At 47.1% G+C, this 24859-nt stretch carries 30 protein-coding genes; all 30 read right to left on the minus strand.

Going from position 1 to position 24859, the window contains the following annotated elements:
* Positions 1–18 precede the first annotated feature (18 nt).
* Entirely contained in the window at positions 19–1347 is a 1329-nt protein-coding gene (secY, locus tag ACMXYP_RS16425; RefSeq protein ID WP_415882724.1) for a preprotein translocase subunit SecY, read from the minus strand.
* A complete protein-coding gene (gene rplO / locus ACMXYP_RS16430) occupies positions 1348–1782 on the minus strand; it encodes a 50S ribosomal protein L15 (RefSeq protein WP_415882725.1) in 435 nt (144 codons plus the stop codon).
* 15 nt (positions 1783–1797) lie between these two features.
* Positions 1798–1977, minus strand: coding sequence for a 50S ribosomal protein L30 (gene rpmD, locus ACMXYP_RS16435; protein ID WP_415882726.1), 180 nt, complete (start codon positions 1975–1977; stop codon positions 1798–1800).
* Positions 1978–1983: 6 nt separating this feature from the next.
* Positions 1984–2484: a 30S ribosomal protein S5 gene (gene rpsE / locus ACMXYP_RS16440; protein WP_297309703.1), complete on the minus strand. Its 501-nt coding sequence runs from the start codon at positions 2482–2484 to the stop codon at positions 1984–1986.
* A gap of 11 nt (positions 2485–2495) precedes the next feature.
* A complete protein-coding gene (gene rplR, locus ACMXYP_RS16445; RefSeq protein ID WP_415882727.1) occupies positions 2496–2846 on the minus strand; it encodes a 50S ribosomal protein L18 in 351 nt (116 codons plus the stop codon).
* A gap of 13 nt (positions 2847–2859) precedes the next feature.
* The gene (gene rplF / locus ACMXYP_RS16450; protein ID WP_415882728.1) at positions 2860–3393 is read right to left on the minus strand and encodes a 50S ribosomal protein L6; all 534 of its coding nucleotides are present in this window, start codon (positions 3391–3393) and stop codon (positions 2860–2862) included.
* Between the two features lie 13 nt (positions 3394–3406).
* Positions 3407–3799, minus strand: coding sequence for a 30S ribosomal protein S8 (rpsH, locus tag ACMXYP_RS16455; RefSeq protein WP_415882729.1), 393 nt, complete (start codon positions 3797–3799; stop codon positions 3407–3409).
* A gap of 80 nt (positions 3800–3879) precedes the next feature.
* Complete coding sequence (gene rpsN, locus ACMXYP_RS16460; RefSeq protein ID WP_415882730.1) at positions 3880–4185, minus strand: 30S ribosomal protein S14; 306 nt, start codon at positions 4183–4185, stop codon at positions 3880–3882.
* A 12-nt stretch (positions 4186–4197) separates the two neighbouring features.
* Positions 4198–4737: a 50S ribosomal protein L5 gene (gene rplE, locus ACMXYP_RS16465; RefSeq protein ID WP_415882731.1), complete on the minus strand. Its 540-nt coding sequence runs from the start codon at positions 4735–4737 to the stop codon at positions 4198–4200.
* A gap of 11 nt (positions 4738–4748) precedes the next feature.
* The gene (rplX, locus tag ACMXYP_RS16470) at positions 4749–5063 is read right to left on the minus strand and encodes a 50S ribosomal protein L24 (protein ID WP_415882732.1); all 315 of its coding nucleotides are present in this window, start codon (positions 5061–5063) and stop codon (positions 4749–4751) included.
* Between the two features lie 102 nt (positions 5064–5165).
* The gene (rplN, locus tag ACMXYP_RS16475; protein WP_007021360.1) at positions 5166–5534 is read right to left on the minus strand and encodes a 50S ribosomal protein L14; all 369 of its coding nucleotides are present in this window, start codon (positions 5532–5534) and stop codon (positions 5166–5168) included.
* A gap of 74 nt (positions 5535–5608) precedes the next feature.
* Complete coding sequence (gene rpsQ, locus ACMXYP_RS16480) at positions 5609–5872, minus strand: 30S ribosomal protein S17 (protein WP_292949289.1); 264 nt, start codon at positions 5870–5872, stop codon at positions 5609–5611.
* A 2-nt stretch (positions 5873–5874) separates the two neighbouring features.
* Positions 5875–6066, minus strand: a complete 192-nt coding sequence (rpmC, locus tag ACMXYP_RS16485) for a 50S ribosomal protein L29 (RefSeq protein WP_299179666.1) — start codon at positions 6064–6066, stop codon at positions 5875–5877.
* Positions 6066–6479: a 50S ribosomal protein L16 gene (gene rplP, locus ACMXYP_RS16490; RefSeq protein WP_415882733.1), complete on the minus strand. Its 414-nt coding sequence runs from the start codon at positions 6477–6479 to the stop codon at positions 6066–6068. Before rplP ends, rpmC begins: the two co-directional genes overlap by 1 nt.
* 11 nt (positions 6480–6490) lie before the next feature.
* Positions 6491–7171 (minus strand): 30S ribosomal protein S3, encoded by a 681-nt coding sequence (gene rpsC / locus ACMXYP_RS16495; protein ID WP_415882734.1) that lies wholly within the window; start codon positions 7169–7171, stop codon positions 6491–6493.
* A 23-nt stretch (positions 7172–7194) separates the two neighbouring features.
* Entirely contained in the window at positions 7195–7524 is a 330-nt protein-coding gene (rplV, locus tag ACMXYP_RS16500; protein WP_415884689.1) for a 50S ribosomal protein L22, read from the minus strand.
* An 11-nt stretch (positions 7525–7535) separates the two neighbouring features.
* The gene (gene rpsS, locus ACMXYP_RS16505) at positions 7536–7811 is read right to left on the minus strand and encodes a 30S ribosomal protein S19 (RefSeq protein ID WP_415882735.1); all 276 of its coding nucleotides are present in this window, start codon (positions 7809–7811) and stop codon (positions 7536–7538) included.
* A 12-nt stretch (positions 7812–7823) separates the two neighbouring features.
* Positions 7824–8651 carry a 50S ribosomal protein L2 gene (gene rplB / locus ACMXYP_RS16510; RefSeq protein WP_415882736.1) on the minus strand — a complete coding sequence of 276 codons (828 nt, stop codon included), beginning with the start codon at positions 8649–8651 and terminating at the stop codon, positions 7824–7826.
* A gap of 15 nt (positions 8652–8666) precedes the next feature.
* Entirely contained in the window at positions 8667–8963 is a 297-nt protein-coding gene (gene rplW, locus ACMXYP_RS16515; RefSeq protein WP_299179655.1) for a 50S ribosomal protein L23, read from the minus strand.
* Positions 8960–9565 carry a 50S ribosomal protein L4 gene (gene rplD, locus ACMXYP_RS16520; RefSeq protein ID WP_415882737.1) on the minus strand — a complete coding sequence of 202 codons (606 nt, stop codon included), beginning with the start codon at positions 9563–9565 and terminating at the stop codon, positions 8960–8962. Before rplD ends, rplW begins: the two co-directional genes overlap by 4 nt.
* An 11-nt stretch (positions 9566–9576) precedes the next feature.
* Positions 9577–10215 (minus strand): 50S ribosomal protein L3, encoded by a 639-nt coding sequence (gene rplC, locus ACMXYP_RS16525; RefSeq protein ID WP_415882738.1) that lies wholly within the window; start codon positions 10213–10215, stop codon positions 9577–9579.
* A gap of 122 nt (positions 10216–10337) precedes the next feature.
* Entirely contained in the window at positions 10338–10649 is a 312-nt protein-coding gene (gene rpsJ, locus ACMXYP_RS16530) for a 30S ribosomal protein S10 (protein ID WP_075174125.1), read from the minus strand.
* Between the two features lie 221 nt (positions 10650–10870).
* Positions 10871–12094, minus strand: a complete 1224-nt coding sequence (gene tuf / locus ACMXYP_RS16535) for an elongation factor Tu (protein ID WP_415882739.1) — start codon at positions 12092–12094, stop codon at positions 10871–10873.
* 36 nt (positions 12095–12130) lie between these two features.
* Entirely contained in the window at positions 12131–14224 is a 2094-nt protein-coding gene (gene fusA / locus ACMXYP_RS16540; protein WP_415882740.1) for an elongation factor G, read from the minus strand.
* Positions 14225–14242: 18 nt separating this feature from the next.
* The gene (gene rpsG / locus ACMXYP_RS16545) at positions 14243–14713 is read right to left on the minus strand and encodes a 30S ribosomal protein S7 (RefSeq protein WP_415882741.1); all 471 of its coding nucleotides are present in this window, start codon (positions 14711–14713) and stop codon (positions 14243–14245) included.
* A gap of 121 nt (positions 14714–14834) precedes the next feature.
* Entirely contained in the window at positions 14835–15209 is a 375-nt protein-coding gene (rpsL, locus tag ACMXYP_RS16550; RefSeq protein ID WP_007021369.1) for a 30S ribosomal protein S12, read from the minus strand.
* Between the two features lie 143 nt (positions 15210–15352).
* Complete coding sequence (gene rpoC / locus ACMXYP_RS16555; RefSeq protein ID WP_415882742.1) at positions 15353–19579, minus strand: DNA-directed RNA polymerase subunit beta'; 4227 nt, start codon at positions 19577–19579, stop codon at positions 15353–15355.
* 74 nt (positions 19580–19653) lie between these two features.
* Positions 19654–23754, minus strand: coding sequence for a DNA-directed RNA polymerase subunit beta (rpoB, locus tag ACMXYP_RS16560; RefSeq protein WP_415882743.1), 4101 nt, complete (start codon positions 23752–23754; stop codon positions 19654–19656).
* Positions 23755–23922: 168 nt separating this feature from the next.
* Complete coding sequence (rplL, locus tag ACMXYP_RS16565) at positions 23923–24294, minus strand: 50S ribosomal protein L7/L12 (RefSeq protein ID WP_007021372.1); 372 nt, start codon at positions 24292–24294, stop codon at positions 23923–23925.
* A 70-nt stretch (positions 24295–24364) separates the two neighbouring features.
* The gene (gene rplJ / locus ACMXYP_RS16570) at positions 24365–24856 is read right to left on the minus strand and encodes a 50S ribosomal protein L10 (RefSeq protein ID WP_415882744.1); all 492 of its coding nucleotides are present in this window, start codon (positions 24854–24856) and stop codon (positions 24365–24367) included.
* Positions 24857–24859: the final 3 nt, after the last annotated feature.

A 24859-nucleotide genomic window follows, 5' to 3' on the forward strand; every position in this document is an offset into this window, starting at 1 on the left:
TCTACTCCAGTTGTGGCCTTAGCGCGAAAGTCCTGCGCCGCCACCTTTGAGATTAGATTTCTTCATCAGGGACTCGTACTGATGTGACATCAGATGAGACTGAACCTGCGCCATAAAGTCCATCACGACAACTACGACGATCAGGAGTGAGGTGCCACCGAAATAGAACGGTACATTCGCTGCGACTACTAGGAACTGAGGCATCAAAGATACAGCAGTAATATAAAGCGCACCGAATAAGGTCAATCGGCCCAGCACGGTATCAATGTAACGTGCGGATTGATCACCTGGACGAATACCCGGAATAAAAGCACCTGATTTCTTCAGGTTATCTGCTACGTCCTTAGGATTGAAAACAATCGCTGTATAGAAGTAGCAGAAAAATATAATTGCGACCGAGAATAGCAAAATGTAAAGCGGCTGACCTGGGCCAAGCGCTAATGCAACATTTTGCAGCCAATCCATGCCTTCACTCTGACCAAACCATTGGCCCATAGAAGCAGGGAATAGCAAAATACTGGATGCAAAAATCGGCGGAATCACACCAGCCATGTTGACCTTCAATGGAAGGTGGCTGGATTGTGCCGCGAACACACGATTACCCTGTTGGCGTTTAGCATAGTTAATGGTGATACGGCGTTGGCCGCGCTCCATAAACACAACAAAACCAACTGTAGCAATCGCTAGTACAGCAATAGCTAGCAGCGCAAGGATGTTTAAATCACCTTGACGCGCTGCTTCAAAGGCCTGTCCGATCGCACTTGGCAGACCGGCAACAATACCAGCAAAGATCAGAATGGAGATACCGTTACCGATACCACGCTCTGTCACTTGCTCACCTAACCACATTAGGAATACTGCACCCGCTACCAAAGTTACAACAGCTACAAAATAGAAGCTGGCATCCGCGGTAAACGATACACCTTGATTGGCTAGGCCTACGGCCATACCAAAGGCTTGTACAGTTGCAAGCGCTACAGTCCCGTAGCGAGTGTACTGGTTAATCTTACGACGACCAGCCTCACCCTCTTTCTTTAACTGAGCCAAGGTAGGGCTAACTACCGTCATCAACTGCATAATAATCGATGCAGAAATGTACGGCATGATACCCAATGCCAAGATACTCATACGCTCCAGTGCACCACCGGAGAACATGTTAAAGAGACTCAGGATTGTGCCCTGGTTCTGATCAAATAATGCGGCCAGACGATCTGGGTTGATACCCGGTACAGGAATATGTGCACCGATACGATAAACAACGATCGCCATCAAAACGAAAAGTAGACGAGACTTAAGCTCACCTAGTCCGCTTTGGTTGCCCGCTGGTATAGGTCCTTTTTTAGCCATTTACGCCTCGACTTTACCGCCAGCAGCTTCGATAGCAGCCTGTGCACCTTTGGTCACTTTAAGACCTTTAACAGTGACAGCCTTATTGATCTCACCAGACAAGATCACTTTAGCAGTTTTGATTTCCTGCTTGATGATGTCTGCTGCTTTCAAAGCATCTAGATCAATTACTTCAGCTTCGATCTTAGCAAGTTCGTTCAGACGAATCTCTGTAACGTAACGAGCAATACGAGAAGTAAAACCGAATTTCGGTAGACGACGCTGCAAAGGCATCTGACCGCCTTCGAAACCTGGTTTTACAGAACCGCCAGAGCGGGATTTTTGACCTTTGTGACCACGGCCACATGTCTTACCCAAACCGGAACCAATGCCACGACCAACGCGTTTCGCCGCTTTCTTGGAACCTTCAGCAGGGCTTAGAGTGTTCAGACGCATGCTGTAACTCCCTTATTAGTCTTCTACCTGAACCAGGTAGTTAACTTTGTTGATCATGCCACGTACAGATGGAGTATCTTCTACTTCAACTGTGTGCCCAATACGGCGTAGACCTAGACCCTTAACGCACAATTTGTGGTTAGGAAGAGTACCGATAGGGCTACGTACTAGTGTTACTTTAACAGTCTTAGCCATTGTCGATTACCCCAGAATGTCTTCTACGGACTTACCGCGCTTAGCAGCTACATCTTCCGGAGATTTCATTGCAGCAAGACCTTTAACAGTCGCGCGTACAACGTTAACCGGGTTAGTAGAGCCGTAGCACTTAGCCAGTACGTTATGGACACCTGCCAATTCTAGTACTGCACGCATCGCACCACCTGCGATTACACCAGTACCTTGAGATGCAGGCTGCATGTAAACTTTAGAAGCACCGTGACGTGCTTTAATTGGGTACTGCAACGTGTCGCCGTTCAGTTCAACTGAAACCATGTTACGACGAGCTTGCTCCATTGCTTTCTGAATAGCAGCAGGAACTTCACGAGCTTTACCACGACCGAAACCTACGCGACCTTTACCATCACCAACTACAGTTAGTGCTGTAAAGCCGAAGATACGACCACCTTTTACTACTTTAGCGACGCGGTTAACCTGAACCAGCTTTTCCTGCAGATCGCCGTCTTTCTGTTCATGATTTGACATATTCGATCCCTTTAGAATTCCAGGCCGCCTTCGCGGGCTGCATCAGCCAAAGCTTTAACACGACCGTGATACTGGTAACCAGAACGGTCAAATGCTACTTCAGATACGCCAGCTTCTTTAGCACGCTGAGCGATCAATGCGCCTACTTTTTCTGCTGCTGCAACGTTACCGCCAGCAGTTTCACGCAGATCTTTTTCTACAGTTGATGCAGCTGCAAGAACTTTTGCACCATCAGCAGAGATAACCTGAGCGTAGATGTGACGCGGTGTGCGTGTAACGCACAGACGTGTTGCACCTAACTCACGCATTTTAAGGCGAGAGCGGCGAGCACGACGAATACGAGATTGTTTCTTAGCGTTCATAACCCTGCCCTATTTACTTTTTCTTCGCTTCTTTACGGCGAACATACTCATCAGCATAACGAACACCTTTACCTTTGTAAGGCTCTGGCGGACGGAACGCACGAATCTCAGCAGCAACTTGACCTAGAACTTGCTTATCAGAGCCAGAAAGGATGATAGTAGTTACATTAGGAGTTTCTGCTTTGATACCTTCTGGTAGGTCGTAATCGATCGGGTGCGAGAAACCTAGGTTAAGGTTAAGTGTGTTGCCTTTAGCAGCAGCACGGTAACCAACACCTTGAAGCTCAAGAGTTTTCTTAAAGCCTTCAGTTACACCAACAACCATGTTGTTAACCAGAGAGCGAGTAGTACCAGACAAGGAAAGAGACAGCTTAGAAGCTTCACGAGCTGTGAACTTCAAAGAACCTTCTTCTAGGTCAACACCAACAGATGGGTGAACGTCTAGAGAAAGCTGGCCGTTTTTACCTTTAACATTGACAGTTTGACCGTCAATCTTAACTTCAACACCTGCAGGTACGATAACAGGGCTTTTTGCAATACGTGACATATTGAAATACCTCTTAGAATACCGTGCAGATTACTTCGCCACCAACGCCAGCACTACGTGCAGCGCGGTCAGCCATTACGCCTTTGCTTGTAGAGATAATCGCTACACCCAGACCACCAGATACTTTTGGTAGTTCGCTTGCGTTCTTGTAGATACGCAGACCTGGACGACTAACGCGTTTGATCTCTTCAATTACCGGCTTTCCTTCAAAGTATTTAAGCTCAATGTTCAGAACCGGTTTTACGTCGCCTTCTACTGCGTAGTCAACGATGTAACCTTCGTCCTTAAGAACTTTGGCAATTGATACTTTTACTTTGGAAGACGGCATAGATACGGCCTGCTTTTCAGCCATATGACCGTTACGAATACGAGTAAACATATCCGCTAGAGTATCTTGCATGCTCATGCATTTACTTCCTCTTGTGCAGCACAGTGCGGTACCCCAAAGGGCCTAGCCACTGCGCTTACCGTTATACTAACTGGAGATTACCAGCTAGCCTTTTTCAAACCTGGAACATCACCGCGCATCGCTGCTTCACGCAGTTTGATACGGCTAATACCGAACTTACGGTATACAGCGTGTGGACGACCAGTAATCTGGCAACGACGCTGCTGACGAGATTTGCTTGAGTCGCGTGGTAGCTTCTGTAGAGCGATCACTGCATCCCAAACTTCGTCTTCAGATGAATTAGGGTTGTTGATAATTGCTTTTAGTGCAGCACGCTTCTCAGCATACTGTGCAACTAGCTTCGCACGCTTGTCTTCACGTGCCTTCATTGATTCTTTAGCCATGATGTATGCCTATCACTTACGGAACGGGAAGTTCAGGGCAGCCAATAGAGCACGACCCTCATCATTGTTCTTAGCAGTTGTAGTGAACGTAATGTCCATACCACGCATCTTATCAACCTTATCGAATTCGATTTCAGGGAAGATGATCTGCTCTTTAACACCCATGCTGTAGTTGCCACGACCGTCGAAAGATTTCGGGTTCAGGCCACGGAAGTCACGGATACGCGGGATAGAAATATCCACCAAACGATCCAAGAATTCCCACATACGCTCGCCGCGTAGTGTTACTTTACAGCCGATTGGCCAACCTTCACGAACTTTGAAGCCCGCGATAGATTTACGTGCCAAACATACAACTGGCTTTTGGCCCGCAATTGCAGTCATATCTGCAACAGCGTTCTCAAGCATTTTCTTATCGCCCAACGCTTCACCAACACCCATATTTAGAGTGATTTTAGTCAAACGTGGAACAGCCATTACGTTAGGGCAGTTCAGCTCATCTTTAAGCTGCTGCTTAACGGAATCGTTATAAAGCGCTTTTAATCTAGACATGATATCTCCCCTTATCCGCCAATTACTTCGCCGGTAGACTTGAAGATACGAGTCTTAGTGCCGTCTTCAAGAACTTTGAAGCCTACACGATCGCCCTTACTAGTCTGCGGGTTGAAGATCGCTACGTTAGAAACTGCAATAGCTGCTTCTTTTTCAACGATGCCACCTGCTTTACCCAACATTGGGTTCGGCTTAGTGTGCTTCTTCACCATGTTGATACCAGAAACGATCAAACGATCGTCCAGAACACGCATGACTGTGCCACGCTTGCCCTTGTCTTTTCCTGCGATGACAATTACTTCATCGTCACGTTTAATTTTGCGCATAATTTACCTATATCGCTTCCTGCTACCCTCTCATGCTCAAAAACGCCAACACCTTCCGGTGTTAGCGTTTTCACATAAACCGAACAGTATTTTGTTCGATCTTTATAGCACTTCAGGCGCCAGGGAAATGATTTTCATGAACTTCTCTGAACGAAGTTCACGCGTCACTGGGCCGAAGATACGAGTACCGATTGGAGCGTCGCTCGCATTCAGTAGAACCGCAGAGTTAGTATCAAAGCGGATTACTGAACCGTCTGGACGACGAACACCTTTACGGGTACGTACCACTACGGCGTTAAGAACCTGGCCTTTCTTCACTTTACCGCGAGGAATCGCTTCTTTAACAGTGACTTTAATAATGTCACCTACAGAAGCGTAGCGGCGGTGAGAACCACCAAGGACCTTAATACACTGCACTCGCTTAGCGCCACTGTTATCAGCTACGTCAAGCATAGATTCAGTTTGAATCATGGTCTTACTCCACAAACATTTTTAGGCCGCCCGCAATGCGGACGGACCGTCTAATGGAGCAAAGGTGCGATAGTTTACACCTTTGCTGCACGCTCTTCAATACGAACCAACGCCCAAGACTTATTCTTAGACAAAGGACGAGTTTCTGCGATGGTAACTAGGTCACCTTGCTGACACTCATTTTTCTCATCGTGAGCATGCAGTTTAGAAGAGCGCTTCATGAATTTTCCGTAAATCGGATGCTTCTCTTTGCGCTCAACCAGAACTGTGATGGTTTTATCCATCTTGTCGCTAACAACGCGACCAGTAACAGTTCGAGTACGTTTTTCGGCGCTCATACTTAGTTACCTGCCTTTTCGTTGAGTACTGTCTTCACACGAGCGATATCGCGACGAACCTGTCCTAGAAGATGATTCTGAGCAAGCTGACCAGTTGTCTTCTGCATGCGCAGGTTAAACTGCTCTTTTAGAAGACCTAGTAGCTCTTGCTGTAGTTCATCAACGGACTTTTCACGTAGTTCAGTTGCTTTCATTACATCACCGTCCGTTTAACAATGGTTGTTGCAACAGGCAATTTTGCAGCAGCTAGGGTGAACGCTTCAGATGCAAGCTGTTCATCAACTCCGCTCATTTCGAACAGAATCTTACCTGGCTTGATTTGAGCAACCCAGTACTCAACCGCACCTTTACCTTTACCCATACGTACTTCAAGCGGTTTCTTAGAAATTGGCTTGTCTGGGAACACACGGATCCAGATTTTACCACCACGCTTAACGTGACGTGTCATGGTACGACGCGCTGCTTCGATCTGACGTGCAGTGATACGACCACGACCGGTCGCTTTCAGTGCAAATTCACCAAAGCTTACAGTGCTACCGCGCTGTGCTAGACCGCGGTTGCGGCCTTTCATCATTTTGCGGAACTTAAGACGTTTTGGTTGTAGCATCGACGTCTACCTCACTTACCTTTCTTCTTAGGCGCATTCTTTTCAGCACGAACTTGTTCGATGCCACCAAGAACTTCACCCTTGAAGATCCAGACTTTAACGCCGATCACACCGTAAGTAGTGTGCGCTTCATAAGTAGCGTAATCGATATCAGCACGAAGTGTGTGCAATGGCACACGACCTTCACGATACCATTCGCTACGAGCGATTTCGGCACCACCAAGACGACCACCTAGCTGAATCTTGATACCTTTAGCACCAAGACGCATTGCGTTCTGTACCGCGCGCTTCATGGCACGACGGAACATAACACGACGCTCAAGCTGGCTTGCAACACCTTGTGCAACAAGACGCGCGTCTAGTTCTGGTTTACGAATTTCTTCGATATTGATGTGAACTGGAACACCCATCATTTCAGATACAGTGTTACGTAGTTTCTCAACATCTTCGCCTTTCTTACCAATCACGATGCCCGGACGAGCCGTGTGAATAGTAATTTTTGCATTCTGTGCAGGACGCTCGATTTCGATGCGGCTAACAGATGCTTTTTCAAGCTGCTTGTCCAGGTACTCACGCACCTGCAGATCGTTCTGCAGCTTGCTTGCGTATTCGCTCTTGTCTGCGTACCACACAGAAGTGTGATCTTTAACAATACCGAGACGAATACCCGTAGGATGTACTTTCTGACCCATAACGGAATCTCCTAGCAGTCAGCTCAGTCGGCCACTTTTACAGTGATGTGACAGGAGCGCTTCAAAATACGATCAGCGCGACCTTTCGCACGCGGCTTGATGCGTTTCATAGTCATTGCTTCATCAACAAAAACTGTAGAAACACGTAGCTCGTCAATATCAGCACCTTCGTTATGCTCTGCGTTAGCAATAGCAGACTCTAGTACTTTCTTAACAAGCGCCGCACCTTTTTTAGGACTATACGCCAGGATATCCAGAGCTTCACCGACAGACTTACCACGGATCTGGTCAGCGACCAGACGTGCTTTCTGTGCAGAGATGCGGGCGCCTTTGTGCTTAGCGGCAACTTCCATCATCTAACTCCTTATCGCTTGGCTTTCTTGTCTACTACGTGACCACGGTAAGTACGTGTCACAGCAAACTCGCCCAGTTTATGACCAACCATGTCCTCGGAAATAAATACCGGAACATGCTGACGGCCGTTGTGTACTGCAATTGTCAAACCTACGAAATTCGGGAAGATCGTAGAACGACGTGACCAAGTTTTGATTGGACGACGGTCGTTTGCTTCAATTGCAGACTCTACCTTTTTCAACAGGTGAAGGTCGATAAATGGACCTTTCTTCAGTGAACGTGGCACAGCTGTATCCTCTTACTTAGCGTTACGACGGCGTACGATCAACTTATCAGTACGCTTGTTCTTGCGAGTTTTATAACCCTTAGTCGGAACACCCCATGGCGACACTGGGTGACGACCACCGGAAGTACGACCTTCACCACCACCGTGTGGGTGGTCTACTGGGTTCATCGCAACACCACGAACAGTAGGACGAACACCACGCCAGCGCGTAGCACCAGCTTTACCAAGCTGACGCAAGGAGTGCTCACTGTTGCTCACTTCACCCAGAGTTGCACGACATTCAACTAGGACTTTACGCATTTCGCCAGAACGTAGACGAAGAGTTGCGTAAGCACCTTCACGTGCAACCAACTGCGCAGATGTGCCCGCTGAACGAGCAATCTGTGCACCTTTACCAGGCTTCAACTCAACACAGTGGATTACAGAACCCACTGGAATGTTGCGTAGAGGCATAGTGTTACCAGGCTTAATATCTACAGAATCGCCAGACATGATCTTAGCGCCCGCAGAAACACCTTTTGGTGCAATGATGTAACGACGCTCACCGTCTGCATATACAACTAGTGCGATATGCGCAGAACGGTTTGGATCGTATTCCAAACGCTCAACTGTCGCTGGAATACCGTCTTTGTTACGACGGAAATCGATGATACGGTACTGCTGTTTGTGACCACCGCCAATATGACGAGTAGTGATGCGACCGTGGTGGTTACGACCACCGCTCTTGCTCTTTTTCTCAACAAGAGCTGCATGAGGCTTGCCTTTATGCAGTTCAGTATTAGTCACTTTAACTACATGACGGCGTCCAGCAGAGGTCGGCTTAGTTTTAGTCACTGCCATTTTATATACCCTCTATTACTCGCCACCAAGAAAATCAATCTCAGAGCCGTCAGCTAGTGCAACATATGCTTTACGCACATCGCTACGCTTGCCTAAACCACGCTGTGTACGCTTGGTTTTGCCCTTAGCATTAAGAACGTTCACGCCTTTAACTTTAACGTTGAACAGTTCTTCTACTGCTTGCTTGATTTCTGGTTTGGTAGCGTCTTTAGCCACACGGAATACCACTTGCTGAGAACCATCAGCTACGATAGTAGCTTTCTCGGAGATGTGCGGACCCAGCAGCACTTGATAAATGCGTTCCTGTTTCATGCCAGCTTCTCCTCGATTTTCTTCAGAGCAGCAACAGTAACTAGTACTTTATCGAAGCCAACTAGGGCAACCGGGTCAACACCCGCAGCGTCACGAACATCAACGTGTGGTACGTTGCGTGCAGCCAAGTACAAGTTCTGCTCTACATCTTCAGTAATCAGCAGTGCGTTAGTCAGCTCAAGCTCGTTCAGCTTAGCCACAAACTGTTTTGTCTTTGGAGATTCCAAAGCGAAATCTTCAACAACAACCAGACGTTCTTGACGTACAAGCTCAGAGAAGATGCAACGCATTGCTGCGCGGTACATTTTCTTATTTACTTTCTGAGTGTAGTCACGCGGCTGAGCCGCGAAGGTAACACCACCGGCACGCCAGATTGGAGAACGACTAGTTCCCGCACGTGCACGACCTGTACCTTTTTGACGCCATGGTTTAGCACCACCACCAGAAACCGCAGAACGGTTTTTCTGAGCTTTAGTGCCTTGACGACCGCCAGCCAAGTAAGCTGTAACCACTTGGTGAACTAGCGTTTCGTTGAATTCTTTACCAAAAGCCAGGTCGGAAACTTCAACCGAACCATTAGCTCCAGCTAAATTCAGATTCATTTCAAACCCCCTTAGGCGCCAGCTTTAACAGCTGGTTTAACGATTACGTCACCGCCAGTTGCGCCTGGAACAGCACCTTTGATCAACAACAGGTTGCGTTCAGCGTCTACGCGAACAACTTCTAGGGTCTGCACAGTAACCTGAGCATTACCCATTTGACCTGCCATCTTCTTGCCTTTCCAAACACGACCAGGAGTCTGACATTGACCAATAGAACCCGGAGCACGGTGAGAAAGAGAGTTACCGTGAGTCGCGTCCTGCATGGAGAAGTTCCAGCGCTTAACGCCACCCTGGAAACCTTTACCTTTAGACTGACCTGTTACGTCAACTTTCTGACCAGCTTCGAAGCGCGCAACTGTTAGCTCGTCGCCAACGTTGACTTCGTCGCCACCCGACAGGCGGAACTCCCACAAACCACGACCAGCTTCAACACCAGCTTTAGCAAAGTTACCAGCTTCTGGCTTAGAAAGGCGGTTAGCCTTCTTAGCACCAGTAGTAACCTGCACTGCTTGGTAGCCGTCGGTTTCTTCTGTTTTCACAGCAGTAACACGGTTCGGTTCCACTTCGATGACGGTGACTGGCACGGATACGCCGTCTTCAGTGAAGACGCGAGTCATACCCGCTTTACGTCCGATAAGACCTACAGACATTTTCTTTTAAAACCTCTTGCCAGTTGTGTACGGGGCTGTTACCCACTACGGCTGCCCTTTCCAGAGCATTCCACACTTAATAAGCGCTTCATTAATTAAAATTAACTCTGCGCAGTTGCCTTTTAGCCGAGGCTGATCTGCACTTCAACACCCGCAGCAAGATCTAGCTTCATCAATGCGTCAACTGTTTTTTCAGTTGGCTCAACGATGTCTAGAACACGCTTATGTGTACGGATTTCATACTGATCACGCGCATCTTTGTTTACGTGAGGAGAAATCAGAACAGTGTAGCGTTCTTTGCGAGTAGGAAGTGGGATCGGACCTCGTACTTGAGCGCCAGTTCTCTTTGCAGTATCTACGATTTCCTGCGCAGAAGAGTCGATCAAGCGATGATCAAAGGCTTTCAGACGAATACGAATTTTCTGATTCTGCATTTCGATCACACATTTCCAAAAAATAATTTTACGGCATACGCCGACCTCCCCCTACTATGAGGGGGACGCAAATTCTACTTATGTCACTTGCGAAGGTCAACAGTAAGCAGGATTAATTTGTACAATTAACAAACAATCTATACTTACACCCCCGAACAAGCTTATAAGTAGGCACAAAAAAGCCCTCACAAGGAGGGCTTTTTCAAATCAAAGAGTTTTAATTACTCAACGATTTTAGATACAACACCAGCACCTACAGTACGACCACCTTCACGAATCGCGAAACGTAGACCTTCTTCCATTGCTACTGGGTTGATTAGTGTAACGTCCATTTGAACGTTATCACCAGGCATTACCATTTCTACACCCTCTGGAAGCTCACATGCACCAGTGATGTCAGTTGTACGGAAGTAGAACTGTGGACGGTAACCTTTGAAGAATGGAGTGTGACGACCGCCTTCTTCTTTGGATAGTACGTATACTTCACCCTCGAAACGAGTGTGAGGAGTGATAGAACCTGGAGCTGCTAGTACTTGACCACGCTCAACCTCTTCACGTTTAGTACCACGTAGTAGAACACCAACGTTCTCACCAGCACGACCTTCGTCAAGAAGCTTACGGAACATCTCAACACCAGTACAAGTAGTAGTCGTAGTTTCTTTGATACCTACGATTTCAACTTCTTCACCAACTTTGATGATACCGCGCTCAACACGACCAGTTACTACAGTACCACGACCCTGGATAGAGAATACGTCCTCGATAGGCATGATGAAAGCACCGTCGATAGCACGCTCTGGCTCTGGGATGTAAGAGTCTAGAGTTTCAACTAGAGTCTTAACAGCAGTAGTACCAAGTTCGTTGTCGTCTTCGCCGTTTAGGGCCATTAGAGCAGAACCTGGGATGATTGGAGTGTCATCACCTGGGAATTCATATTGGTCTAGAAGCTCACGAAGCTCCATTTCAACCAATTCTAGCATCTCAGCGTATTCTTCAGAGTCAGCACCACCACAGTCTTCTGCTAGTAGGTCTGCTTTGTTTAGGAATACTACGATGTAAGGTACACCTACCTGACGAGATAGTAGGATGTGCTCACGAGTCTGTGGCATTGGACCATCAGTCGCGCCACATACTAGGATCGCGCCATCCATCTGTGCAGCACCAGTGATCATGTTCTTAACATAATCGGCGTGGCCTGGACAGTCTACGTGTGCGTAGTGACGTTCTGGAGAATCATACTCAACGTGAGAAGTTGCGATTGTGATACCACGCTCACGCTCTTCTGGAGCGTTGTCGATACCATCAAATGCAACAGCGTCGCCGCCCCATACTTCTGCACATACGCGAGTTAGAGCTGCTGTTAGAGTAGTTTTACCGTGGTCAACGTGGCCGATTGTACCAACGTTAACGTGCGGTTTTGAGCGTTCAAATTGTTCTTTAGCCACTTTTCATTACCTCAAGTAATTAGGCGAATAAAAATATTAGTTCTGATTGATTACAGCGTCAGCGACATTTTGTGGCGCTTCAGCGTAGTCGAGAAACTCCATCGAGTAAGTCGCACGACCCTGTGTCGCGGAGCGTAGATCGGTTGCATAACCGAACATCTCACCCAGCGGTACATGAGCGTTGATAATCTTACCCGAAGAACTGTCTTCCATCCCCTGCACAAGACCACGACGACGGTTCAGGTCACCCATCACGTCACCCATGTAATCTTCTGGGGTTACAACTTCAACTTTCATCATTGGCTCTAACAAGCACGCATTTGCTTCTTGTGCGAACTTTTTAAGCGCCTGAGATGCAGCGATTTTAAACGCCATTTCGTTGGAGTCAACATCATGGAAGGACCCATCGTACAAACGTGCTTTAAGGCCGATTAACGGGTAGCCAGCAATGACACCGTTATGCATCTGTTCCTCAATACCTTTCTGTACAGCTGGGATGTATTCCTTAGGAATAGCACCACCGACAATCTCGTTGATAAACTCTAGACCCTCTTCATCAGAAGGGCTAAATTCAACGACAACATGACCATATTGACCACGACCACCTGATTGACGTACAAACTTGTGGTTTGCGTCAACAGACTGACGGATCTTCTCACGGTAGGCTACCTGTGGTTTACCGATATTGGCTTCAACCTTAAATTCACGCTTCATACGATCCACGAGAATATCAAGGTGCAATTCACCCATACCGGAAATAATTGTCTGACCCGTCTCTTGATCTGTTTCAACTTGGAAAGATGGATCTTCTTGCGCAAGCTTACCTAGCGCAATACCCATTTTCTCTTGATCAGCTTGAGACTTAGGCTCAACCGCTACAGAGATAACTGGTGCAGGGAACTCCATACGCTCAAGGACAATTTTATTGTCACCATCACATAAAGTATCACCCGTAGTTACATCCTTCATACCAATTAGAGCTGCGATATCGCCTGCGCGAACCTCTTTAATCTCATCACGGTTGTTAGAATGCATCTGCACCATACGACCAACACGCTCTTTTTTACCCTTAACAGAGTTAAAGACCGCATCACCCGATTTAAGAACACCCGAGTACACACGTACGAACGTAAGCGTACCCACAAATGGGTCTGTAGCAATTTTAAATGCAAGCGCAGAGAACGGCGCATCATCATCAGCCTCACGCTGTGCAACAGTTTCCTGTTCATCATCTAGCGTACCTTCGATCGATTTAACCTCGATCGGAGATGGCATGTATTCGATAACCGCATCCAAAACAGCTTGAACACCTTTGTTCTTAAACGCAGAACCAGCCTGCATAAGAACGATATCGTTATCCAAGGTACGAGCACGAAGCCCCTGTTTAATCTCTTCCTCTGATAGATCACCTTCTTCAAGGTATTTTTCCATCAGCTCTTCTGATGCTTCAGCAGCAGCTTCAACCAGCTCCTCGCGAAGCTCATCAGCTTTATCTTGCAAATCAGCTGGAATATCTTCCAGCTCGTAGGTCATACCCTGATCCGCTTCATTCCACATAATGGCTTTCATGCGAACCAGATCGACAACACCAACAAAATCTTCTTCTGCGCCAATCGGGAAATTGATTGGTACAGCATTAGCGCCAAGACGATCTTTTAACTGATCTACAACCATGAAGAAATCCGCACCAAGGCGATCCATCTTATTGACGAATACCATGCGCGGAACTTCATATTTGTTAGCTTGACGCCAAACCGTTTCTGTCTGAGGCTGGACACCGGAAGATGCACATAACACAACAACCGCACCATCAAGCACACGCAGTGAGCGCTCTACTTCGATGGTGAAGTCAACGTGCCCAGGAGTATCGATGATATTAATACGATGATCATCGAACTGCTGGTTCATACCCTTCCAGAAGCAAGTAGTTGCAGCAGAAGTAATTGTAATACCACGCTCCTGCTCTTGCTCCATCCAGTCCATTGTCGCAGCGCCATCATGTACTTCACCGATCTTATGAGAAAGACCGGTGTAGAACAGGACGCGCTCAGTTGTAGTCGTTTTACCGGCATCTACATGCGCACAAATCCCGATGTTACGGTAACGTGCGATAGGAGTTTTACGAGCCACGACTTAATCCTCAGTATCTTAGAAGCGGTAGTGAGCGAATGCTTTGTTCGCTTCAGCCATACGGTGTACGTCTTCACGCTTCTTAACTGCAGCACCACGGCCTTCAGCAGCGTCCATCAACTCGCCTGCTAGACGCAGAGCCATTGACTTCTCACCACGACCACGAGCAGAGTCTACAGCCCAACGCATAGCTAGAGCCATACGACGAGCGGGACGTACTTCAACTGGTACTTGGTATGTAGCACCACCAACACGGCGGGATTTAACTTCAACCGCTGGCTGGATAGCTTCTAGAGCTTTTTCGAATAGCTCGATTGGATCTTGTTCAGAACGCTCTTCGATTTTATCTAGAGCACCGTAAACGATCTTCTCAGCTACAGACTTCTTACCGTGAACCATTACATGGTTGATAAACTTAGCAAGAACTGTGCTTCCGAATTTAGGATCCGGTAAAATTTCGCGCTTTGCAGCGACGCGTCTTCTAGGCATTGATAAGCCCTCAATAAATTAAAAGGTCTTCAGGTATTCCAAGCAATTGATGCTAGGCCTTACTCTTACCGTGTATTCAACACAGTGTTTAGATAACTAAAGCACTATGTTGGGACGACGATTAAGACTTAGGACGCTTAGCACCGTACTTAGAACGGCCTTGCTTACGCTCATTAACACCTGAGCAATCTAGTGCGCCACGAACTGTGTGATAGCGAACACCAGGAAGGTCCTTAACACGACCACCACGAATTAGAACAACGCTGTGCTCCTGCAAGTTGTGACCTTCACCACCAATGTAGGAAGCAACTTCGAAGCCGTTGGTCAAACGAACACGACATACTTTACGTAGTGCTGAGTTCGGTTTTTTCGGAGTAGTGGTGTATACACGGGTACAAACGCCACGACGCTGAGGACAAGCCTGCAATGCACGAACATCGCTTGGCTGAACTTTGCGTTTACGTGGTTTACGTACCAGCTGGTTAATCGTTGCCATTAAGCAAACTCCACGTTTTGATTTAACACCATAAAAAAATTGGATTTACACAATCCAATCACAAAGGGGCCGGAATTTTAATCAATTCCGGCCCTAAACGTCAAATACTGGATACTATTTATTCAATATTTTCGAATAAATTGTTATTCAGCATCTGGCATTGAAGCATTTAGCGCTTCTGTCAGTGCCTGCTGAACCTCTTCAGCACTTACTGTCACGGACTCACCTTCAGCAGGTTGAGCACGCTTGCGCTTACGCTCTTCATGGTAAGCAAGACCTGAACCCGCTGGGATCAGACGACCTACTACCACGTTTTCTTTCAGGCCGCGCAGGAAGTCCTGCTTACCTGTTACCGCACCTTCCGTTAGAACTCGAGTTGTTTCCTGGAAGGATGCTGCTGAGATAAAGGACTCAGTAGCCAAAGATGCCTTAGTGATACCCAATAGTACGCGATCGTACTTAGCTGGGATCTTACCAGCAGCCTCTAGCTCTTCGTTCTCTGCCAATACAGCTTGGTATTCAACCTGATCACCTGGGATGAATGTAGAATCACCCGCAGATACGATCTCAACTTTACGCAGCATCTGACGAACAATTACTTCGATGTGCTTATCGTTGATGCCTACACCCTGTAGACGGTATACGTCCTGGATTTCACCAGTGATGTATTTCGCCAGTTCTTCTACACCTAGTACGCGTAGAATGTCATGCGGGTTAGACGGACCGTCAGAAACAACCTCACCCTTCTCTACATGTTCACCTTCGAACACGTTCAGGTTACGCCATTTCTGGATCATTGTTTCATGTGGCTCTGCATCACTAGGAGAGATCACAAGACGTTTCTTGCCTTTAGTCTCTTTACCGAAGCCGATTAGACCAGAAACTTCTGCAAGAATCGCAGACTCTTTAGGTTTACGTGCTTCGAATAGATCCGCAACTCGCGGCAGACCACCGGTGATATCCTTGTTCACAGTACCTTCTTGAGGAATACGTGCAAGAACGTCACCTACTTGTACTTCAGCGCCATCGCTAAGGTTCATGATCGCTTTAGCTGGTAGTAGATACTGCGCTGCAGAATCTGTACCTGGATGCATTACTTCATTACCTTTCGCATCCAATAGCTTGATCATAGGACGGATATCTTTACCTGCTGCTGGACGATCTTTAACGTCCAATACCTCAGTTGTAGATAGCCCTGTTAGCTCATCAGTCTGGCTCTTAACGGTAATACCGTCTTCCATGCCTGAAAGCTCAACCTTACCCGCCACCTCAGAGATGATTGGGTGAGTATGTGGATCCCAGTTAGCTACGATGTCGCCTGCTTCAACAGAGCTACCGTCTTTAACTTTGATCACAGAACCGTATGGAAGCTTGTAACGCTCACGCTCACGACCGTGCTCATCAGTTACACCTAGTTCACCAGAACGAGAAGTTGCAACCAAAGCACCATCTGGACGCTCTACAAACTTAAGGTTGTGAAGACGAATTTCACCGCCATTCTTAACCTGAATGCTGTCTACAGCAGCTGCTCGTGATGCCGCACCACCAATGTGGAACGTACGCATTGTTAGCTGTGTACCTGGCTCACCAATTGACTGAGCAGCGATAACACCTACTGCTTCGCCTGGGTTAACCAAGTGACCACGACCTAGATCACGACCGTAACAGCTTGCACAGATACCATGACGAGTACGACACGTGATTGCACTACGTACGATAATCTCATCGATAGAAGAGTACTTCTCGTCGTTTTCTAGGCGATGCTTCCACGCTTCATCGATAAGCGTACCCGCTTCGATTAGAACTTCTACACCCTGCGGGTCTAGAACATCAACAGCCACTGTACGACCTAGTACACGATCACCCAGCGCAACTACTACGTCACCGCCTTCGATCAGAGGTACCATCACAAGACCTTCTTCAGTACCACAATCATGTTCTGTGATAACTACGTCTTGTGCCACGTCTACTAGACGACGCGTTAGGTAACCGGAGTTAGCTGTCTTCAATGCCGTATCGGCTAGACCCTTACGAGCACCGTGAGTAGAGATAAAGTACTGAAGTACGTTTAGACCTTCACGGAAGTTCGCAGTGATCGGTGTTTCGATGATTGAGCCATCCGGCTTAGCCATCAGACCACGCATACCCGCCAACTGACGAATCTGTGCAGCACTACCACGGGCACCGGAATCGGCCATCATGTATACAGAGTTGAAAGATTCCTGCTCGGACTCTTCACCATCTTTTGTAATAACCGGCTCAGTCTTCAAGTTATCCATCATCTTCTTAGCCAACAATTCGTTAGCACGAGACCAGATATCGATAACTTTGTTGTATTTCTCGCCCTGAGTTACCAAACCATCAGCGAACTGACGTTCGATATCCATTACCTCAGCTTCTGCTTCATCGATAATAGTTGTTTTCTCAGCTGGAATTTCGAAGTCGTTAACACCGATAGAAACACCAGACATAGTTGCCTGACGGAAGCCCATGTACATCAGTTGGTCAGCAAAGATAACTGTATCTTTCAGACCACAGCGACGGTACGCTTCGTTAAGAAGGCGAGAGATCGCTTTCTTCTTCATTGGCTGGTTAACAAGCTCGTAAGGTAGACCTGCTGGAACGATTGCGAACAACAAAGCACGACCGGCCGTTGTTTCTTTCATTTCAGTAATCGTTTCTAGGTTACCTTCGATGTCACGAATGCTTTCAGTAACACGTACTTTAATCTTCGCTTGAAGATCTAGCTGACCTGCGCCTTGTGCACGCTGAATCTCTTCGATGTCGGCAAATACCATGCCTTCACCTTTCGCATTCACACGCTCACGAGTCATGTAGTAAAGACCCAATACAACGTCCTGAGAAGGTACGATGATCGGCTCACCATTAGCAGGTGATAGTACGTTGTTTGTAGACATCATCAACGCACGCGCTTCCAACTGAGCTTCAATAGTCAGTGGAACGTGTACAGCCATTTGGTCACCGTCGAAGTCGGCGTTGTATGCCGCACAAACTAGTGGGTGTAGCTGAATAGCTTTACCTTCGATCAGTACCGGCTCAAATGCCTGGATACCAAGACGGTGAAGTGTTGGAGCACGGTTAAGTAGTACAGGGTGCTCACGGATTACTTCGTCTAGGATATCCCAAACTAGTGCTTCTTCTCGCTCAACCATCTTCTTAGCAGCTTTGATTGTAGTCGCATGACCACGAAGCTCTAGCTTGGAGAAGATGAATGGCTTAAATAGCTCAAGTGCCATCTTCTTAGGAAGACCACACTGGTGTAGACGTAGGTACGGACCTACCACGATTACAGAACGGCCAGAGTAGTCAACACGCTTACCTAGAAGGTTTTGACGGAAACGACCCTGCTTACCTTTGATCATATCAGCCAAAGATTTCAAAGGACGCTTGTTAGAGCCAGTAATCGCACGACCGCGACGGCCGTTATCTAGCAATGCATCAACAGATTCCTGCAACATACGTTTTTCGTTACGTACGATGATATCTGGAGCATTAAGGTCAAGTAGACGCTTAAGACGGTTGTTACGGTTGATAACACGACGGTAAAGATCGTTAAGATCAGATGTCGCGAAACGACCACCATCTAGTGGTACTAGCGGACGAAGATCTGGTGGAAGTACTGGTAGTACTTCAAGAATCATCCACTCAGGCTTGTTGCCTGACTTGTAGAAAGCTTCTAGTAGTTTAAGACGCTTAGAAAGCTTCTTGATCTTAGTTTCAGAGTTAGTCTGCGGTAGTTCTTCACGCAGTTGATTAACTTCTTCTTCAAGCTCAATAGAAGACAATAGCTCTTTAACAGCTTCTGCACCCATACGTGCGTCGAAGTCATCACCGAACTCTTCTAGCGCTTCAAAGTACTGCTCATCGTTCAGTAGCTGACCGCGCTCAAGCGTAGTCATGCCTGGATCGATTACTACAAAAGATTCGAAGTAAAGAACACGTTCGATATCACGTAGCGTCATATCCAGCATCAAACCGATACGGGATGGCAGAGACTTAAGGAACCAAATGTGTGCTACAGGAGAAGCAAGTTCGATGTGCGCCATACGCTCACGACGAACTTTAGCTAGCGTTACTTCAACGCCACACTTCTCACAGATAACACCGCGGTGTTTCATGCGCTTATATTTACCGCACAAGCACTCGTAGTCTTTTACTGGACCAAATATTTTGGCACAGAATAGACCTTCACGTTCTGGCTTGAACGTACGGTAGTTAATAGTTTCCGGCTTTTTAACTTCACCGTACGACCATGAACGGATCATTTCCGGAGAGGCCAGAGTGATCTTGATAGAGTCGAACTCTTCAGATTGGCCCTGTGTTTTCAGCAGATTCAGCAGATCTTTCATTCTTTCAAGCTCCTAACGGAGTTCTTGCTTGAGGCCGCCCGAAGGCGACCCCCGCCTGGTATACAGTTTTGTGCTTATTCGGATTCGAGCTCGATGTCGATACCCAGAGAACGGATCTCTTTAATAAGTACGTTGAAGGATTCCGGCATACCCGGCTCCATACGGTGATCGCCGTCGACGATGTTCTTATACATCTTCGTACGACCATTCACGTCATCGGACTTAACTGTAAGCATCTCTTGTAGAGTATAAGCAGCACCGTATGCTTCTAGTGCCCATACCTCCATCTCACCGAAACGCTGACCACCGAACTGCGCCTTACCACCCAGCGGCTGCTGCGTAACAAGACTATAAGAACCAGTAGAACGAGCGTGCATTTTGTCGTCTACCAAGTGGTTCAGTTTCAGCATGTACATGTAACCAACAGTTACAGGACGGTCAAACTTGTTGCCGGTACGGCCGTCAAACAACGTTGACTGACCTGTGTCGCTCAAACCTGCAAGACGTAGTAGAGATTTCAATTCAACCTCTTTCGCACCGTCAAAAGCAGGTGTAGCTAGAGGCACACCACCACATAGGTTCTTAGCTAGCTCAAGGATCTCATCATCAGAGAAGCTATCTAGATCTTCTGTGCGGCTGTTCATGCCAGCACCCAGATCTGCATTATAGATCTGATCTAGGAAGCTACGAATCTCAGTTACTGTTTCAGTACGCTCACGCTCCTGATCCAGCATCTCATTGATACGACGACCTAAGCCTTTCGCAGCCATACCCATGTGTGTCTCTAGGATCTGACCTACGTTCATACGAGACGGTACACCCAGTGGGTTCAGTACGATATCTACTGGCTCACCGTTCTCATCGTAAGGCATGTCTTCTACAGGCATGATTACAGAGATAACACCCTTGTTACCGTGACGACCCGCCATCTTGTCACCAGGCTGTACGCGACGCTTAGTAGCAACGTAAACCTTAACAATCTTAAGGACGCCAGGTGCAAGATCATCACCTGTCTGCAGCTTGCTCTTCTTATCTTCGAAACGCTTATCTAGAGATTCTTTACGATCTTCTAGTTGCTTCTGAGCTAGCTCTAGCTGTTCAACTGCATTTTCATCAGAAACGCGGATGTTGAACCAATCAGATTTAGACAATCCAGCTAGGAATTCAGCTGTAATCTCTTCGCCTTTCTTCAGGCCAGCACCACCGTCAGCTTTCAAGCCAACAAGTACACGACCTAGACGTTCGAACGTTGCTTGCTCTACGATACGTAGCTCTTCGTTCAAATCCTTACGGATTGCGTCAAGCTCTGCTTTCTCGATAGATAGCGCACGCTCATCTTTCTGAACGCCGTCACGTGTAAATACTTGTACGTCGATTACTTTACCAACAGTACCTGTTTTAACACGTAGAGATGTATCTTTAACGTCTGATGCTTTCTCACCGAAGATCGCACGCAGCAGCTTCTCTTCTGGTGTTAGCTGGCTTTCACCTTTAGGCGTTACTTTACCTACAAGGATGTCACCTGGGCCTACTTCAGCACCGATGTGAACAATACCTGCTTCATCAAGCTTCGCTAGTGCAGACTCACCAACGTTTGGAATATCTGATGTAATCTCTTCAGAACCCAATTTCGTATCACGCGCCACACAGGTTAGTTCCTGAATGTGGATAGTTGTGAAACGATCTTCCTGAACTACACGCTCAGAAATTAGGATGGAGTCCTCAAAGTTGTAACCATTCCAAGGCATGAAGGCGATACGCATGTTCTGACCAAGTGCTAGTTCACCCATATCAACGGATGGACCATCAGCCATAACATCGCCAACTTTTACAGTATCACCAGGATTAACGATAGAGCGCTGGTTGATACATGTATTTTGGTTGGAACGTGTGTATTTAGTCAGGTTGTAGATATCTACACCTGCATCGCCCGCTGTAACTTCGTCGTCGTTTACACGAACAACGATGCGGCTCGCATCTACAGACTCAATCAGACCACCGCGACGTGCCACAACACATACACCGGAGTCTTGAGCTACGTTACGTTCGATACCAGTACCTACTAGCGGCTTATCAGCACGTAGTGTTGGTACAGCCTGACGCTGCATGTTCGATCCCATCAATGCACGGTTCGCATCATCGTGCTCTAGGAATGGAATCAATGATGCCGCAACAGATACAACCTGACGTGGAGATACGTCCATGTACTGAACTTTGTCAGGTGACATTACTGTTGTTTCGTTTAGGTGACGAACTGTTACAAGCTCATCCAATAGACGACCTTCGTCATCCATTGTTGCAGACGCCTGTGCGATTACGAATGTATTCTCTTCAATCGCAGATAGGTAATCCAACTCATCTGTTACTTTGCCATCTACTACACGACGGTATGGAGTCTCTAGGAAACCATAGTCATTTGTACGAGCAAATGTTGCCAAAGAGTTGATCAAACCGATGTTTGGACCTTCCGGCGTTTCGATTGGGCATACACGACCGTAGTGAGTTGGGTGTACGTCACGTACCTCGAAGCCCGCACGCTCACGCGTTAGACCACCTGGACCTAATGCAGAAACACGACGCTTGTGAGTTACTTCTGAAAGCGGGTTGTTCTGGTCCATAAACTGAGACAGCTGAGATGAACCGAAGAACTCTTTAATTGCAGCCGCAACAGGTTTAGCGTTGATTAGATCCTGAGGCATCAGGTTATCAGATTCCGCCATGCTTAGACGTTCACGAACAGCACGTTCAACACGAACCAGACCTACACGGAACTGGTTTTCTGCCATTTCACCAACAGAACGGATACGACGGTTACCCAAGTGATCAATATCGTCCACGGTACCTTTACCGTTACGGATATCAATCAAGGTCTTCATAACCTCAAGAATATCTTCTTTGTCTAGTACGCCAGATCCAGTAACTTCTTCGCGACCTAGACGGCGATTGAACTTCATGCGACCAACAGCAGAAAGATCGTAACGCTCTTCAGTGAAGAAAAGGTTTTCGAACAATGCTTCAGCAGATTCTTTTGTTGGTGGCTCACCAGGACGCATCATACGGTAGATTTCTACCAATGCTTCTAACTGGTTACGCGTAGGATCATTACGTAGCGTATCTGAGATGAATGGACCACAATCTAGATCATTCGTGTACAGAGTTTCGAACTCAGTGATATTTGCAGCGCGAAGCTGTTCAACCAGTTCTTCTGTAATCTCAGCGTTACAGCCACAGATCAACTCACCTGTAGATGGATCAATAACATCTTTTGCAATCGCCTTACCAGCCAAGTACTCCATTGGTACTTCAAGCTGTTCCATATTGGCTTTTGCCATCTGACGAATGTGACGAGGCGTGATACGACGACCCGCTTCAACAATCACATTACCTTCAGGATCTTTCACTTCAAAAGATAGTGTCTCACCACGTAGACGATCAGCAACCAACTTCATGTTGATTGTTTCAGACGTCAGGTTCCAAGACGTGTTATCGAAGAAGATATCTAGGATCTCTTCAGCCTGGTAACCCAAAGCCCGCAACAAGATAGTTGCTGGCAGTTTACGACGACGGTCAATACGTACGAATAGGCTATCTTTTGGATCAAATTCAAAGTCTAACCAAGAACCACGGTAAGGAATCACTCGCGCAGAGTAAAGTAGCTTACCAGAAGAGTGTGTTTTACCTTTATCGTGATCGAAGAACACACCTGGTGAACGGTGTAGCTGAGATACGATTACACGCTCAGTACCGTTAACTACGAAAGTTCCGTTTTCAGTCATCAAAGGCATTTCGCCCATGTAGACTTCTTGTTCCTTGATGTCTTTTACGGCTTTGTTGCTGGATTCACGGTCATAAATAACCAGACGAACTTTCACACGCAAAGGCGCTGCGTATGTAATACCGCGTATTTGACACTCTTTTACGTCAAATACAGGCTCACCCAGACGGTAGCCAACATATTCTAGAGATGCATTTCCAGAATAGGACACGATCGGGAAGACGGAGTTAAATGCTGCATGCAGACCAGCATCTAAACGATCTGCTGCTTCAACCCCTGTCTGCAAAAACTTTTTATAGGAGTCAAGCTGAATTGCCAGCAAGTAAGGCACATCCATTACTTGCGGCAATTTACCGAAGTCCTTACGGATGCGTTTCTTTTCAGTGTATGAATAAGCCATCAGTGTTCCCCAGCAAGTGCACCAATTTATAAGCAGGCCGAAAACCCGTTTCGGACTGTGTTACCGCTATTTATTTGCTGTCTATAAATAACGGAAAAAGGCCGGTGGCATATAGCCACCAGCCGTCAGCACTTCGAACAGAAATCTGTTCGGATTAGCATGAAGTTATTACTTAACTTCAACAGAAGCGCCAGCTTCTTCCAGTGCTTTCTGAAGTTCTTCAGCTTCTTCTTTGCTAACGCCTTCTTTAACAGCAGCTGGAGCGCCGTCAACGATGCCTTTAGCTTCTTTCAGGCCAAGACCTGTAGCGCCACGTACTGCTTTGATTACGTTAACTTTCTTATCGCCAGCAGCAGTTAGGATAACGTCAAATTCAGTTTTCTCTTCAGCAGCCGCACCAGCATCGCCAGCAGGACCAGCAGCTACAGCAGCAGCAGCAGTTACACCGAATTTTTCTTCCATTGCTTCGATAAGAGCAACAACGTCCTTAACAGACATTTCAGCAATTGCGTTTAGGATATCTTCGTTAGTCAGAGACATTTTCTATATTCCTGATATTTGTAAGCCCGAAGGCTCATTAAAACTTGTATAAATAAAGGTGCGTATAAACTTACGCAGCTTCTTCTTTCTGGTCGCGAACTGCTGCAATAGTACGGCATAGTTTGCCGGCTGCAGCTTCTTTCATGCAAGCCATCAGCTTCGCAATTGCTTCGTCGTAAGTTGGCAAGCTTGCTAGCATAGCCACGTCTACAACTTCACCTTCGAATGCTGCTGCTTTCAGTTCAAAGTTCTCATTGTCTTTCGCAAAGTTCTTCAGGATACGAGCGCCAGCGCCCGGGTGTTCCTGAGAGAAAGCAATGATACTTGGACCTTTGAAAGTGTCCTGTAGGCATGCATAGTCAGTGCCTTCAACTGCGCGCTTAGCAAGCGTGTTACGTACAACTTTAAGCCATACGCCGTTTTCACGAGCTTCTTTACGCAGTGCAGTCATATCGCCTACTTCAACGCCGCGGGAATCCGCAACAACAGCAGACAGAGCACTAGATGCAGCTTCCTGGACTTCAGCGACGATCGCTTTTTTATCTTCGAGTCCTAATGCCACGAT

The sequence above is a fragment of the Neptuniibacter sp. QD34_54 genome (assembly GCF_047778055.1).
Lineage (GTDB): Bacteria > Pseudomonadota > Gammaproteobacteria > Pseudomonadales > Balneatricaceae > Neptuniibacter.